Origin of the sequence: Janthinobacterium sp. 1_2014MBL_MicDiv (assembly GCF_001865675.1) — a bacterium.
Lineage (GTDB): Bacteria > Pseudomonadota > Gammaproteobacteria > Burkholderiales > Burkholderiaceae_D > Janthinobacterium.
Genome location: NZ_CP011319.1, coordinates 3,626,241 through 3,639,208, shown reverse-complemented (window position 1 = coordinate 3,639,208; position 12,968 = coordinate 3,626,241). Strand labels below are relative to the sequence as shown.

Below are 12,968 nucleotides of genomic sequence, written 5' to 3'. Positions count from 1 at the left end.
TGCTATGAAACGTCGTCTTTTCCTTCTCGCCGGCACGGCGGGATTGCTCACGCTTGCCGCTTGCGAGCAAGCGCCGAAACCCCATTACAACGGCCTCGACTTGACGGGCGGCGATTACAAGCCCGATTTCAAATTGAGCGGCCCCGACGGCAAGGTGTATACCTTGGCCGACTTCAAGGGCAAGTATGTGATGGTCTTCTTTGGCTTCACGCAATGCCCGGACGTGTGCCCGACGGCCCTGTCGCGCGCGCTGGAAATCCGCCAGAAGCTGGGCGCCGATGCGGACAAGCTGCAAGTGATCTTCATCAGCATCGACCCCGAGCGCGACACGCCGGCGTTGTTGGACGAATACATGCGCGCCTTCGACCCCAGCTTCCTCGGCTTGCGCACGGACCCGCAGGCAACGGCGCAGACGGCCTTCAACTACAAAGTGTTTTATCGCCGCGTGCCCAGCGGCAGCTCGTATACGATGGACCATACGGCCATCAGCTATGTGCTCGATACAGAGGGGCGCATGCGCCTGGGCCTGAAACACCAGTTGACTGGCGACGAGTGCGTGCAGGACATCAAGACCTTGATGACATCGAAATACACCTTATAACTACACCGAGGAAACAATCATGACCCACCTGAAAACCCTGCTGGCCACGGCCCTGACCGTGCTGTCGTTCTCCGCCATCGCACAAAGCAGCGTGCAAATCACCGACCCGTGGGTGCGCGCCACCGTGCCCCAGCAAAAGGCCACGGGTGCCTTCATGCAGATCACGGCGCCGAAAGCCATGCGCCTGCTGGAAGTGCGCTCGTCCGTGGCCGGCGTGGCGGAAATCCATGAAATGAGCATGACGGACAATATGATGCGCATGCGCCAGGTCAAGGAAATCGCTTTGCCAGCCGGCAAGGCCGTGGAGCTGAAGCCGGGCGGCTACCACGTCATGCTGCTGGAACTCAAAGGCCAGGTGAAGGCGGGCGACAAGATCCCGCTGACCCTAGTGCTCGAAGGCGAGGACAAGCACCGAGAAACCATCGAAGTGAACGCCGTGGCCCGCCCACTGGGCGCCACCTCGACCCCGATGCCAGCGATGAAGCACTGATCGCTGCCATGCCTTGCACAAGCCCGGTACGCCGGGCTTTTTTGCGTCCATTTGAAAATTAAACAGCTGTTTGATATAATTTCGCAGAATATTAAACAACTGTTTGAATGATGGGAATGGCATGCGGCAAGAGAAGGAAAACGAAGGCGAACCGGCGCGCGCGCGCATCCTGCAGGCGGCGGCCCAGCTGTTTGCCGACGAAGGCTACAAGGTGGCGTCCGTGCGCAGGATTTGCGAGGCGGCCCACGTGAATGTGGCGATGGTCAATTATTATTTTCATAGCAAGGAAGAGCTGCACCTGGCCGCGTTTGACTATGCGCGCGAACTGGCGCGCGCCTCGGCGGCCGACGTGGCCGCCGCCAGCGCGCAGGCGCAATTGCCGCCAGTGCAACAGTTGCGCCTGGCCATAGAGGCGCTCGTGTTCGACATGCTGCGCTCGGGCCCGGCGTCGCTGTTCAGCCGCCTGGTGGCGCGCGAGCTGATCGAACCGACGGCCGCCATCCACAAGCTGGCCGAACGCAATGTGCGCCCGCAGCACGCCTTGTTTACCAGTCTGATCCGTGCAGTGGTGGGGCCGGCCATGCCGGCGCAGGTGGTGCAGAAATGCGTGTTCAGCGTGATCGGCCAGGCCGTGTTCTATGCCCGTTCGCGCATCGTGCACGAGATCGTGGCGCCGGAAATCACCTATGACGAGGCCGGCATTGCCGGCATCGCGCGGCATATCGCCGAGTTTTCCCTGGCGGCCCTGGACGGCTTGCGCCGCCAGCACGACAGCGGCGACACCGCGCAGGCGGGCGCATGAAGGCGAGAAACCTGACCCTGGTGCTGGCCGGGCTGTCCATGCTGGGCCCGTTCGCCACCGATACCTTCCTGCCGTCGTTTCCTGCGATTAGCACGCATTTCGACGTCAGCAGCGTGCTGGTGCAGCAGACCCTGAGCGTCTACCTGGCCGCCTACGCCTTCATGACCCTGTTCTATGGCACCCTGTCCGACTCGTTCGGCCGCCGTCCCGTGATCCTCGCGTCGCTCGTGCTCTTTGCCGCCGGCTCCATCGGCGCCGCATTCGCGCCCAGCTTTGGCTGGCTGCTGTTCTTCCGCGGCATGCAGGGCGCGTCGGCCGGGGCGGGCAGGGTGATCGGGCAAGCCATCGTGCGCGACAGCTTGTCGGGCGCGGCCGCGCAAAAGATGCTGGCCAATATCATGATGGTGTTCGGCATCGCGCCCGCCATCGCCCCCATCATCGGCGGCTGGCTGCACGTGGCGTACGGCTGGCAATCCACGTTTGTCTTCACGTTTTCCGTCACCGTGCTGCTGGCGCTCGCTTGCCTGAAGGGCTTGCCGGAAAGTTTGCCCATCGAGCGACGCCAGCCTTTTCATCCGGGCAACATTGCGCGCAATTACTGGCAGGCGCTGCGCCACGGGGAATTCCTCCTGCGTTCGCTGGCCGTGGCCTTCGCCTTTGGCGGCTTCGCCCTGTACATCGCTTCCGCGCCGCATTTCATCCTGGAGCTGCTGCGCCTGCCCGAGACGGCGTTCGGCTGGATGTTCATCCCCATGGTGGCCGGCCTCGTGGGCGGCTCGGCCCTGTCCGGCAAGCTCGCGCATGCGGTGAAAAGCACCGTGCTGGTGCGCTGGGGCTTGCTTGTCATGGCCGCCACGGGGGCGCTCAACATTGCGTATAACCACTGGTTCGCCGCCAGCGTGCCGTTTGCCGTCGTGCCCGTGATGCTGTATGCGTTCGGCATGTCGCTGGCCTTGCCGGGCATGACCATGTCCACGCTCGACATCTTCCCGCAGATGCGTGGCCTGGCCGCTTCGCTGCAGAATTTCGTGCAAATGCTGGTGTTTGCCCTGGTGTCCGGCTTTGTCGCCCCCTTATTGTTCGACAGCAGCCTGAAGCTGGCGCTGGGCCAGGCCTCGGCCGTCGTGCTGGCCGCATTCTTCTGGTGGCTGGGCACGCGCCAGCGCGCGGTGGAGGGCGCTGCGGGGATTGTCAAAACAGCATGACGGGCTTGCTAAAAGGTGGGCATGCTTTCTGCTTTGTTACACTGTGACAATCAGACCCGTGCCGCGGGCGCCACGGCACGCGCGCGGGTCTAAGCAGTTTTGCAACTTTACCTTTGGCTATCATGCACTTGATTAACTCCAGTCTGAACCACGCCTTGCGCGTGCCGCTGGCCGCGGAAATCCATTCGCGGCCCTTTTTGCAGCTCGACGCTCCCGAGCTGATCACCCACCTGGCCGTCTACAAGGACGACTCCGCCCCCGGCGTGTCGAATATGTCGGCCCAGCACGCCACGCTGGCAGCGCTGTGCACGCATTTCGGCGTCACGCCGCCCGCCGCCGAAGCCAAGTATTTTTATTACGACTTTGGCCGCTTCCGCCTGAAATGGGAATGCCACACGGAATTTGCCACCTACACGTTTGCCGAGCACCCGGACGCGGCGCTGCCCCTGGAGCAGGCGTTCGAGCGCATGCCCCTGGAGCAATTGCCGCAGCAGTGGCTGGTGGGCTTGAAGGGCAAGCTGATGGTGGCCGCCCACGTGGTGCTCGAGCAAGCGACTGAACCAGCCGAAATCTTCATGCAAGGCCTGTCGCGCGTGTTCGAGGGCAATACCCTGGCCGGCAGCAAGGTGCTGCAGGGCGGCGAGCTGTGGACGGATTTCACCATCCAGTCCGATGGCTTCAGCCGTTTCGTCATCCGCGACGCGGGCATGCGTTCGCAGCAGTCGGGCCGGCTGGTGCAGCGCGTGCTGGAAATCGAAACCTACCGCATGATGGCCTTGCTGGGCTTGCCCTACGCCATGCAGGCGGCGCCGTCGCTGAATGCCATCGAGAACGAGCTGGCGACCCTGGCCGCCGCCATGGTGGACACGGACGACAGCGCCGCCGTCAGCAAGGCCGACGAAGGCGTGTCCGAGCAAGCCTTGCTCGACCGCATCACGCGCCTGGCGGCCCGCATCGAAAAGCTGTCGCTCGACAATAGCTACCGTTTTTCCGCCTCGAAAGCCTACATGGGCCTTGTCAAGGCGCGCATCGACGAGTTGCGTGAAGTGCGCATCGAGGGCATTCCCACGGTCGAGGAATTCATGGACCGCCGCCTGACGCCGGCCATGAACACGTGCGAGGCGATGGCCAGCCGCCAGGAAGCGATGGCGCAGCGCATCGCCAACACCAACGATTTGCTGCGCACGCGCGTGGGCATCGTGCAGGAATTGCAGAACCGGCAAATCCTGCAATCGATGAACGCGCGCGCGGCCCAGCAGCTGCGCCTGCAGCAAGCGGTGGAGGGCCTGTCCGTGGCCGCCATTTCCTATTACGTGATCGGCCTGTTCAGCTACACGGGCAAGGCGGCCAAGGTGATGGGCTTGCCCGTGAACCCGGAAATCCTCGTCGGCGCGCTGGTGCCGTTCGTGGCGGCCGCCGTGTGGCTGGGCTTGCGGCGCATGCACCACAAGCTGCACACGGACTGAGCCGGACGACACCGGGCCATCATTTTTGCTATCTTTCAACATTCGACCATCAGGTCTTCTGAAAAGGAAGTTGCGTGCTAGCCAATGTTGGAGACGTTTACAGTGTGTTTTCGTCCGAGCTGCAGCAGTATGTGGCTTGCCAGGTCACCCGCATCAAGGATGCTTCATCGTCCAGGCCGGTAGCTGCCGTGCTGGAGCTGGACTGGACCGGCGACGCCTTGCCCGATGCGGCGGCCGTGCAAGCCATGCGGCCGCTGCTGTGCGACTATTTCTTCTGGAACAATCGCCACGATCACTGCTATGCCACGGCGAACGTGCCGCCTGGCCATACCCTCGTTGGCAATATCGCGCCGCTGGTGGATGTGGAAGTCAACAGCTACCGCAGCGGCTGGAACGTCGGCGACAGCGTGCTGCGCCAGCGGAACTGGGAGCGCATCGATCCGGTGCGGCGCCAGCAATTCAAGGCCGCGTCGGACGAGCGTGAAGTGACGCTCGGCGGCCAGGTCTTCCGGCAGGACGCGACGAAAATCAACGACAGCGCCTTGCGGGCGCTGGACGATCTGTCCGAGCTGGCGCAGCTGCCTTGCCTGATGTCCATCGAGACCAGTGACGGCACGCAGGCATTGATGGAGTTTATCAAGGGCAATCCCTTCATCAATGAGCTGCACTGGCAATCATCGACGGTGCACGCGCTCGATTTCAGCGGCAGCGGCTTGAACCGGTTGATCCTGCAGCCCGATGGCGTCACCAGCCTGGTCTTGAACGAAGGCCTGGGCCTTCTCGCGCTGCGCAGCGCGCCATCGCCGGCGCTGCGCATAGCGGATGACGCCGATGGCCGCCATCTGACACTGCAGTGCACGCACGCCTTGCCGCCGTTCCACGGTCTCGAGCGGCTGGGCGGCCTGTCGCTGCTCGGCATGAAGGAATCCGACCTGGCGCACGTGGCGCAGCGCTTTCCCTACCTGACGGCATTGCGCATCTGGGGCAAGCCGGGGCTGGCGTCGCAGATGGGCAGCCTTGCGCAGCTGACCCAGCTGCGGATGTTCACCACCTATGACCTGTTCGGTTTCACGGCGGACGAGTTTCCATCGGCCGCGCAATTGCCGCAGCTGTCGGCCTTGTGGATGACCAGCTTGCCCGCCGATGCGGCCAAGGGCATCAAGGCCGCTTACAAGAAGGCGGCGGCGCAAGGACTCGACTTGTCGATCAGCAAGGCGCGCAAGCCGGAATGGCTGGCTGAAAACCTGCTCAACCCCTTCCGCGACTGGGATGGCCGCGAGCATATTTCCCCCGCGTATGCGAAAAAGGCAGCGCTGGCCTACAAGAACATGCTGGCCGTGACGCGCGACATCGACGTCGCCATGGCGGCGCCGGCCGCCACCGCCGCGCTGGAAGCGATGGTCACCGCCTATGTCGATGCCTTCAACAGGATCGCGCGGCGTGCGAGCATCATCGAGACGGTCGAGCGCGAGGAAATCTACACGGTGCTGGCGGACCTGCTGGCGCAGCTGCGCCAGCAGTTGCAGCAAGCGGGCGGGCAGGGGGCGGCGCTGGTCGACGAGGCGGCCTTGCTGGAACGGTTCGACCGCTTGCGCGAATTTTAAACGCGCGGCAAAACCTGCCGCGCGTCGGGACTTGCGACTTGCGATGCTCACCGTGCTCATGCGCAGTTCCGCTTCTCAGCCACCATTTCCTTCCGCCCGCTACGGTATTGTCCGGCGTTGTCAGTCTGACTCGCCAAGCTAGAAAAAAAGTTCTAGACATTGAGTTCTAGACCGGATATTCTAGCGGCATGTTAAAGAATACTCCCACTCCCCATCCCACCGCCGCCGAACTGGACCTGCTGCGCATACTGTGGCAGCGCGGTCCGTCCGACGCCCGCGCCGTGTATGACGCCCTGGCGGCCGAACGCGCCGACGCCAGCTACGCCACCGTGCTGCGCCAGCTGCAACTGATGCATGGCAAGGGCTTGCTGAGCCGCGATGAAAGCCAGCGGCCGCAGCTGTATACGGCCGTCGAGGCGCAGGAAAAGCTGCAGACCAGCTTGCTCAAGGACTTGATCGGCAAGGTGTTTTCCGGTTCCGGCAAGGCGCTGGTGCTGACGGCCCTGCGCGAGCATGTCAGCGACGCCGAACGCGTGGAAATTGAAAAAATCCTGCGCGGCAAGGTGGATGGCAAGGACGGCGGCGCGCGATGAGCCTGTCTGCCATGAGCATGGGCATGGACTGGCACGCGGTGGTTCCCGCGCTGGGCTGGGCCTTGCTGTATTTTGTCTGGCAGGCACTGGTCGTCGGCGCCGTATCGGCCGTCCTGCTGTGGCTGCTGCGCCATGCCAGCGCGCGCTGGCGCTACGCCGTGTGTGCGCTGGCGCTGCTGCTGTGCCTGTGTATTCCTGTCCTGCACCTGCTGTACCTGCTGGGGCAGGGACCCGCGCAGGGTTCGCCGTTCATGGCCGCGCCGGCCGCCTGGCGCGCCGAACTGCAGGCGTGGATGCCCGCCCTGGTGGTGGCCTGGAGCGCCGGCGTTGGCCTGATGAGCTTGCGCCTGGGCCTGGGCCTGGCCTGGGTCGCCCGGCTGCGCCGCCAGGCTGTGGCCGCACCTCTCGTCTGGCAAGCCCGCCTCGATGCGCTGGCGCTGCGCATGGGACTGCACCGTGCCATTCCGCTCAAGCTGCATGCGGGACTGGGCAGCCCCGTCGTCCTCGGTTGCTGGCGTCCCATCGTCCTGCTGCCGGCCTCTTTGTTGAGCGGCATGCCGGTGCCGCTGCTGGAAGCCTTGCTGGCGCATGAACTGGCGCACGTGCAGCGCTGGGATTACCTCGTGAATCTGCTGCAAAGCCTGGTCGAGGCGCTGCTGTTCTTCCATCCGGTCGTCTGGTGGCTGTCGGCGCGCATGCGCGTGGAGCGTGAACTGGTGGCCGACGAACTGGCGGCGCAGGCGCTGCAAGATCCGCAGCAGCTGGCCACGGCGCTGCACGAGTTGTCGCGGCAGGCGGCCACGCTGAGCCAGCCTGGCCTGGCGATGTCGGCCCGGGGCGGCGTGCTGCTGACGCGCATACGGCGCCTGATGGCGCCCGTGCCGGAGACGGGCGGCTGGAAGCTGGCCTTGCCCGCCTTGCTGCTCGCTTGCGCCACCGTGTTGCTGCAGGCACATGGACAGCCTGCCGTCAGTGCGGCGACCCTGGCCGATGCCGCCGCCGGCATGCTGGAGCTTCCCGTCAACGCGAAACACATGCTGGTGTTTGATGACGCCAGCGGCAAGGTGCTGATGGCGAAGGATGCCGACGCCGTGGTGCCGATCGCCTCCATCACCAAGCTGATGACGGCCATGGTGGTGCTCGACGCCGGGCTCGATCCCGATGAACGGCTGCGCATCGTGCGCGCCGATGGCGATTCATCGCTGCAGCGCCACAGCCTGCTGGCCGACGGCGTGGCAGTGCCGCGTGGCGTGCTCTTGCAACTGGCGCTGCTGCCATCCGAAAACCGCGCCGCCGCCGCGCTGGCGCGCACCTATCCGGGTGGCAGCGCGGCCTTTCATCAGGCATTGCAAGCGAAGATCCGCAGCCTGGGGCTGACCCGCACGGCCCTGACGGATGCGGTGGGCAGTTCGCCGGCGAATACGTCGACGGCCACCGAGGTGGCAAAGATCGTGGCGGCCGCCGCGCGCTATCCGGATATCGCGCGCATCACCAGCCACCCGCAGGCCAGCGTGGCCGTCGACGGCAAGGTGCGCACCTTGCACAACACCAACCCGCTGGTGGGCGGCAAGGGCTGGGACATCCTGCTGTCGAAGACGGGCAGCAGCAACGAGGCCGGCAGCTGCCTGACGATGCGCATGCGCAGCGGCGGCAAGAACGTCACCGTGGTGCTGCTCGACGCCGATGGCGCGCAGCGGCGCTCGCTCGACGCCGGAAACATCCGCGACACCCTGGCCGGGAGCACAGGCCGCATGCATTGATGGACCCCGGGCGCGCCGCGTCGCGGCCGCCTTTCTTTTTTACACACTGGAGATGAAGATGACACTATTGGCGAAGTTGATGCTGGCTACGGTTACGACCATGGCAACGGGCGCGGTGCAGGCGAAAGCGCCGGCACCCGTGCAGGACAAACCTGTCGATTGCGATAGTTGCAAGGAGTGGAATGCCGCCGTCAAGCCATTCAATATCTATGGCAATACCTGGTATGTGGGCACGGCCGGCCTGTCGGCCGTGCTGGTGACCAGCCCGCAGGGCCATATCCTGCTCGACGGCGCGCTGCCGCAATCGGCGCCGCTGATCGTGGCAAACATCAAGGCGCTCGGTTTCCGCATCGAGGACGTGAAATACATCCTCAATTCCCATGCGCACTGGGACCATGCGGGCGGCATCGCCGCGCTGCAGCGCGCCAGCGGCGCCACCGTGGTGGCCAGCGCGGCCAGCGCCCCGGTGCTGCAAAGCGGCACCAACGGCAAGGATGATCCGCAATACCAGGCCAAGCCGGTGGTCCATGTCGCCAAGGTGAAGACGGTCAGCGTGGTGGGCGAGGGCGAGGCCGTCAAGGTGGGAGCGCTGGCGCTGACGGCCCACATGACGCCCGGCCACACGCCCGGCGGCACGACGTGGACGTGGACCTCGTGCGAAGGCCAGCGTTGCCTGAACGTCGTGTATGCGGACAGCCTGAACCCGTATTCCAGCGGCGACTTCCGCTATACCGGCACGGGCAAGGGCGGCACGCCCGATATCTCGGCCTCGTTCGAAGCCAGCATCGCCAAGGTCGCTGCCTTGCCCTGCGACATCATCATCCCCGTGCATCCGGGCACGACGGACGTGCTGGGCAAGGCCGCCAAGCGCAGCGGCGACAGCAATCCCCTGATCGACGCCAGCGCCTGCCGCGCCTATGCGGCCGAAGCGGGCGGCCTGCTGGCCAAGAAACTGGCGAAAGAGCGGGGCGATGCGGTGCCAACGGCTGCCGTGGACGCGGCGCACGCGCACTAAATGACGGCCTTCCCGCCGGCGCCTACGGTGCGGCGGGAGGAGCATCCGCCTGGCTGTCCCTGGCCTTGTGCAGGCGCTTGACAAACACCGTCATTTCCTTGACGGCTTGCATGTCGCCTTGCTGCCGGGCCACGGCCAGGCCGCTCGTCCAGGCGGCCTCGGCCTCCTCGAGCCGGCCCAGCTGGTGCAAGGCCTTGCCCAGCAGCTTCCAGGCGGCCGAATAGCCGGCTTGCTGCACGGTTGCCTGCGCCAGGTGGATGGCGGCTTGCTCCGCATCATGATCCTTCAGGCAGGCGTCGCCCAGGCCGAAGCGCAGCAGCGCATTGTCGCGCCCATCCGCCAGCATTTTTTCCAATTTTTCCCGCATTCTTGACCCCGGATTAATATGCAAACATATTCTTGCATATTAATCCCGGAACCTGGGATAGACAAGCCATGGTTCATCGCTCAGTCACCCAACTCCACCACCAGCTTGCCGCGCGCGCTGCCATCCATCTGCGCCGCATGCGCTTCCTCAGCCGTGCCCAGCGTGTAGCGGCGAGGATCGAGCCGCACCTGCAGCTGGCCGGCCTCGATCAGCCTGTTCGCTTCGCGCAGGATGGCGCCATGGCGCGCGTGGCCCTTGCCGCTCAGCAGCGGCAGCAGGGTGAACACGCCCGAATAGCTGGCCGCGCGCGCCGTCAGCGGGCTCAGGGAAAACGTGCCCCAGCCCAGGCAGCTGACGACGTGGCCGCCGTGGATTCTTGCCGCCTTGAAGCTGGCCTCCAGCGTGGCGCCGCCCACCGTGTCGTAGACTATGTCAAAACCGGCGCCGCCCGTGTGCTCGGCCACGTAGTCGTCCACCTCGCTTGCGCCGTAATCGATGAAGCGGGCGCCCAGCGCCTCGATGGCGCCGCGGCTGGCGGCGCTGCCCGTGGCAAATACCTTGGCGCCCATACTCACGGCCAGCTGCACGGCCATGTGGCCCACGCCGCCCGCGCCGCCGTGCACGAGCACCATGTCGCCCGCCTTCACGTGGGCGCGCTCGACGAGGCCTTCCCAGGCCGTGATGAAGACGAGGGGCAGGGCAGCCGCTTTGCGCAAGCTCAGCGCTGCCGGTACGGGCGCCAGCAGGGCCGCCTCGAAGACGCCGTACTCGGCCAGCGAGCCGGGAATGCCGGCGATGCCGCCCGCCATGCCGTAGACCCGCTCGCCGATGGCAAATTGCGTCACGCCGTCGCCGACGGCCGCCACCGTGCCGGCCAGGTCGACGCCGAGGATGGCGGGCAGGCGCGGCCGGGCATGCGGTGCGGCGCCGGCGGCGATTTTCGTGTCGAGCGGATTGACGCCGCTGGCGGCGATGCGCACGAGGACCTGTCCCGGCCCCGGCCCCGGCCGCGGTACGGGCAGGGAGGCGATGGTCATGGGGGCGGCAAAGGCGTTGAGGACGAGGGCTTGCATCAGTTTCTCCGGTTGGGGTGATGCGGCCAGTCTAGGCGGCATGCCGGCAAAGAAAAACGGGGCATGGCGCGATGCACTATTTCAGTATCGTGGATAATCGCCAGCTACGATGAGCGAGGGGAGCGGGCATGGACAGGCTGGAAGCGATGCAAGTGTTTTGCGCCGTGGTCGAGGTGGGCGGTTTCAGCAAGGCGGCGCAGCGCCTCGGCATTTCCACCTCGTCCGTGACGAACCAGGTGGCAGCGCTGGAAAAGCACTTTGGCGTGCGCCTGTTGCAGCGCACGACGCGCAGCATGTCGCTGACGGCCGAAGGCTTGCAATGCCATGCGCAGGCGCGCCAGGTGCTGGCTGGCATGGCGGCGCTGGAATCGGGTTTGCAGCAGGCGGCCGAGCGTCCCTCGGGCAGCCTGCGCGTGGATATGCCCAGCAGCATCAGCCGCAACATGGTGGCGCCCGCCTTGCCCCGCTTTATCGCCGCCTATCCCGACATCTCCCTGCGCCTGACGGTCAGCGACCGCCTGATCGACATGGTGGAGGAGGGCGTCGACGTCATGCTGCGCATCGGCGCGCCGCAGGATTCCGCGCTGGTGGCGCGCAGCCTGTTTGCCATGGATTACCTGTGCTGCGCGTCGCCCGACTTCATCGCCCGGCACGGCATGCCGCGGTCACCGCAGGAACTGGACCAGTTTGCCTGCCTGCATTTTTTATATCCGAAATCGCGCCAGGTGCGGCCGTGGCTGTTCCAGGACGAGGACGACGGCGGCATCCAGGCGCATACCCCGCCCGCCACCGTGGCCTTCGACCATATCGAATCGATGCTTGCCGCCGCCCAGGCCGGCTGCGGCATCGTGCAGGCGCTCTCCGTTTCCGTGTTGCAACCCCTGCGCGAGGGCAGCCTGGTGCCCGTGCTGCAGCCGTTCCGCACGCGCGGCCCCGACGTGTGGGCGCTGTTCCACCCGCGCCAGCTGCGCGCGGCCAAGGTGCAAGTGTTCGTCGAATTTCTCGCGCAAGTTTTTCGCGAACAAGCATGAACGACGATAGCTTGCGGGCAGGATGAACCCACCTTGTTTTTCGGCGTGCTCAAAAAACCATGTGCGGTCGGATCAGCCTTACATCCTATGTCTGGTGTGGAATTTTTTCGAAGTCACTCATAGGTGATCGGTATCTTGCCATCCGGCATGCGAAAGACGACGAACATCCTGCCCACCCTGTCTCTGTCGTGCGACCAGTTGGCAAACGTGGTGGCAACGATTTGCCCGCCATTGGCAACCGACCTTACCTCTGGAGCATTGAGAAAGCGCGCATAGCCTGTGGAACAGTCTGTTCCGGGCAGGCAGCTGCCGGGTCCGGCGGCAAGGTCGTTAATACCCAGATGTATGGTCGTCACCATCGCATCGGCGGGAATGAGTGCGGCAATGGGCGCGCAGTTGGCATATGGACTACGAGGACCATTGGCGTCGAGAAATGTCTGGAATGAACCGCCCACCTGATTACGCACGGAGCGGTAAACCAGGCGCTTGCCCAGTTCTGCCAGGTTGGCGGACGCATCCGGATCGATGTGCGTTGCCACGGCCGCACCGACGACATCAAAGAATGTCGTGACTTCATTGGTGCCGCAGGCGGGATCGCTGCCGCTCACAACGATGCCCGTGGCGGGCGCAGTCACTTCCACCAGCTGTACATAGCAATCCGCGCACAGGCTTGCCGGCTTGTATTCGAAATCCGAAAACGTGCCTGGTTGCCACAGCTTGAACGACTGTGCCTGGGCATTCAGTGATAATGCGAGCAGCAAGAGCATATGCGGCAGGCGATGCAGGCAATTGATTGTACGTAGCATGCCAATTCTCCGGTTTGAGGTCGATATTCAGGGTTTGAGGTCGACATTCAGTGTGATGCGCAAACGCGGGAATGGCTATCGCGTACGCGACCAAGTCTGTGCTGTATCAATTGCAGGAAGGTGGCGATGCCGAGGAAGTCATTAATGAGAATGAA

13 protein-coding genes are annotated in these 12,968 nt (G+C 64.7%); 10 read left to right on the top strand and 3 right to left on the bottom strand.

Translation table 11 applies throughout. The annotated features are described in order from the left end of the window. The first annotated feature begins 4 nt into the window (after nucleotides 1-4). The 9 genes from YQ44_RS15700 to bla all read left to right on the top strand — a co-directional run bounded on the left by YQ44_RS15700 (nucleotide 5) and on the right by bla (nucleotide 9,536). A complete protein-coding gene (locus tag YQ44_RS15700; RefSeq protein ID WP_071324191.1) occupies nucleotides 5-601 on the top strand; it encodes an SCO family protein in 597 nt (198 codons plus the stop codon). A gap of 19 nt (nucleotides 602-620) precedes the next feature. Next, nucleotides 621-1,091 (top strand): copper chaperone PCu(A)C, encoded by a 471-nt coding sequence (locus tag YQ44_RS15695; protein ID WP_198043712.1) that lies wholly within the window; start codon nucleotides 621-623, stop codon nucleotides 1,089-1,091. Nucleotides 1,092-1,212: 121 nt separating this feature from the next. Further along, nucleotides 1,213-1,893: a CerR family C-terminal domain-containing protein gene (locus YQ44_RS15690; protein WP_071324190.1), complete on the top strand. Its 681-nt coding sequence runs from the start codon at nucleotides 1,213-1,215 to the stop codon at nucleotides 1,891-1,893. Continuing rightward, the gene (locus tag YQ44_RS15685) at nucleotides 1,890-3,098 is read left to right on the top strand and encodes a multidrug effflux MFS transporter (RefSeq protein WP_071324189.1); all 1,209 of its coding nucleotides are present in this window, start codon (nucleotides 1,890-1,892) and stop codon (nucleotides 3,096-3,098) included. Before YQ44_RS15690 ends, YQ44_RS15685 begins: the two co-directional genes overlap by 4 nt. Before the next feature lie 122 nt (nucleotides 3,099-3,220). Continuing rightward, nucleotides 3,221-4,564, top strand: a complete 1,344-nt coding sequence (locus YQ44_RS15680; RefSeq protein WP_071324188.1) for a DUF3422 family protein — start codon at nucleotides 3,221-3,223, stop codon at nucleotides 4,562-4,564. Nucleotides 4,565-4,668: 104 nt separating this feature from the next. Continuing rightward, entirely contained in the window at nucleotides 4,669-6,168 is a 1,500-nt protein-coding gene (locus YQ44_RS15675) for a hypothetical protein (RefSeq protein WP_198043711.1), read from the top strand. A gap of 188 nt (nucleotides 6,169-6,356) precedes the next feature. Next, nucleotides 6,357-6,761: a BlaI/MecI/CopY family transcriptional regulator gene (locus YQ44_RS15670; RefSeq protein WP_071324186.1), complete on the top strand. Its 405-nt coding sequence runs from the start codon at nucleotides 6,357-6,359 to the stop codon at nucleotides 6,759-6,761. Further along, nucleotides 6,758-8,521 carry a M56 family metallopeptidase gene (locus YQ44_RS15665; protein WP_071324185.1) on the top strand — a complete coding sequence of 588 codons (1,764 nt, stop codon included), beginning with the start codon at nucleotides 6,758-6,760 and terminating at the stop codon, nucleotides 8,519-8,521. Before YQ44_RS15670 ends, YQ44_RS15665 begins: the two co-directional genes overlap by 4 nt. 79 nt (nucleotides 8,522-8,600) lie before the next feature. Continuing rightward, complete coding sequence (gene bla, locus YQ44_RS15660) at nucleotides 8,601-9,536, top strand: subclass B3 metallo-beta-lactamase (protein ID WP_232250913.1); 936 nt, start codon at nucleotides 8,601-8,603, stop codon at nucleotides 9,534-9,536. Between the two features lie 22 nt (nucleotides 9,537-9,558). On the opposite strand, the gene YQ44_RS15655 is transcribed toward bla, so the two are convergent. Continuing rightward, nucleotides 9,559-9,903, bottom strand: a complete 345-nt coding sequence (locus tag YQ44_RS15655; protein WP_071324184.1) for a hypothetical protein — start codon at nucleotides 9,901-9,903, stop codon at nucleotides 9,559-9,561. A gap of 80 nt (nucleotides 9,904-9,983) precedes the next feature. Continuing rightward, entirely contained in the window at nucleotides 9,984-10,976 is a 993-nt protein-coding gene (locus tag YQ44_RS15650; protein ID WP_198043700.1) for a zinc-binding dehydrogenase, read from the bottom strand. A gap of 128 nt (nucleotides 10,977-11,104) precedes the next feature. Here YQ44_RS15650 and YQ44_RS15645 point away from each other — a divergent pair, with 128 nt between their 5' ends. Further along, complete coding sequence (locus YQ44_RS15645; RefSeq protein ID WP_071324182.1) at nucleotides 11,105-12,007, top strand: LysR family transcriptional regulator; 903 nt, start codon at nucleotides 11,105-11,107, stop codon at nucleotides 12,005-12,007. Between the two features lie 113 nt (nucleotides 12,008-12,120). Here YQ44_RS15645 and YQ44_RS15640 read toward each other — a convergent pair whose 3' ends face one another. Continuing rightward, complete coding sequence (locus YQ44_RS15640) at nucleotides 12,121-12,813, bottom strand: hypothetical protein (RefSeq protein ID WP_156894873.1); 693 nt, start codon at nucleotides 12,811-12,813, stop codon at nucleotides 12,121-12,123. Nucleotides 12,814-12,968: the final 155 nt, after the last annotated feature.

What these genes read in the sequence shown, in the direction of transcription:
- YQ44_RS15700 (WP_071324191.1), top strand. Translation starts at nt 5, where the DNA reads ATGAAACGTCGTCTTTTCCTTCTCGCCGGCACGGCGGGATTGCTCACG.
- YQ44_RS15695 (WP_198043712.1), top strand. Translation starts at nt 621, where the DNA reads ATGACCCACCTGAAAACCCTGCTGGCCACGGCCCTGACCGTGCTGTCG.
- YQ44_RS15690 (WP_071324190.1), top strand. Translation starts at nt 1,213, where the DNA reads ATGCGGCAAGAGAAGGAAAACGAAGGCGAACCGGCGCGCGCGCGCATC.
- YQ44_RS15685 (WP_071324189.1), top strand. Translation starts at nt 1,890, where the DNA reads ATGAAGGCGAGAAACCTGACCCTGGTGCTGGCCGGGCTGTCCATGCTG.
- YQ44_RS15680 (WP_071324188.1), top strand. Translation starts at nt 3,221, where the DNA reads ATGCACTTGATTAACTCCAGTCTGAACCACGCCTTGCGCGTGCCGCTG.
- YQ44_RS15670 (WP_071324186.1), top strand. Translation starts at nt 6,357, where the DNA reads ATGTTAAAGAATACTCCCACTCCCCATCCCACCGCCGCCGAACTGGAC.
- YQ44_RS15665 (WP_071324185.1), top strand. Translation starts at nt 6,758, where the DNA reads ATGAGCCTGTCTGCCATGAGCATGGGCATGGACTGGCACGCGGTGGTT.
- bla (WP_232250913.1), top strand. Translation starts at nt 8,601, where the DNA reads ATGCTGGCTACGGTTACGACCATGGCAACGGGCGCGGTGCAGGCGAAA.
- YQ44_RS15655 (WP_071324184.1), bottom strand. Translation starts at nt 9,903, where the DNA reads ATGCGGGAAAAATTGGAAAAAATGCTGGCGGATGGGCGCGACAATGCG.
- YQ44_RS15650 (WP_198043700.1), bottom strand. Translation starts at nt 10,976, where the DNA reads ATGCAAGCCCTCGTCCTCAACGCCTTTGCCGCCCCCATGACCATCGCC.
- YQ44_RS15645 (WP_071324182.1), top strand. Translation starts at nt 11,105, where the DNA reads ATGGACAGGCTGGAAGCGATGCAAGTGTTTTGCGCCGTGGTCGAGGTG.
- YQ44_RS15640 (WP_156894873.1), bottom strand. Translation starts at nt 12,813, where the DNA reads ATGCTACGTACAATCAATTGCCTGCATCGCCTGCCGCATATGCTCTTG.